The sequence below is a fragment of the Pseudoxanthomonas taiwanensis genome (assembly GCF_010093135.1).
Taxonomy (GTDB): domain Bacteria; phylum Pseudomonadota; class Gammaproteobacteria; order Xanthomonadales; family Xanthomonadaceae; genus Pseudoxanthomonas; species Pseudoxanthomonas taiwanensis.
The window spans coordinates 1-564 of the sequence record NZ_PDWK01000155.1 but is presented as its reverse complement, the minus strand read 5'-3'; the positions used below and the strand labels follow the sequence as shown (position 1 = coordinate 564).

Annotated in this window: 1 pseudogene; it reads left to right on the top strand. The window is 66.8% G+C overall.

The annotated features are described in order from the left end of the window. A pseudogene (locus tag CR938_RS14340) lies at positions 1 to 564 on the top strand (IS5 family transposase); the annotation flags it as partial.

Below are 564 nucleotides of genomic sequence, written 5' to 3'. Positions count from 1 at the left end.
GGTGGGCCAAGGCCGGGGTCCTGGATCGGGTCTTCGAGCGCATGCAGGCCGAACAGCTGGTCCGGGTGCGGCTGGAGGCGGTCAGCCTGGACAGTACGATCGTCAAGGTCCACCCGGACGGCACCGGCGCACGAAAAAAAACGGCCCGCAGGCCATCGGCCGCTCCCGCGGAGGCTGGACCACCAAAATTCATATGGCTGCCGCGGATTCCCGCTGCGCGTTAGCCTTCTGGCTTTCGCCGGGCCAGGCGGGCGATGCCCCAGCCGGTCGCGCCCTGCTGCATGCCCTGCCACCCCTGCCCGCGCGCTGCCATCTGGTCATGGATCGCGCCTACGAGGGCAATGAAACCCGGCAGCTCGCGCTGGATCTGGGCCTGGATCCGGTCGTGCCCCCGCATCCGCTGCGGGCCCAGCCATGGGCGTACAACACCGAGATCTACAAGCGCCGCAACGAAATCGAGCGCCTGTTCCGCCGTCTGAAAGGGTTCCGCCGCATCTTCAGCCGCTTCGACAAGCTCGACGTCATGTTCGCGGCCTTCATCCACTTCGCACTGATCGTCGAATC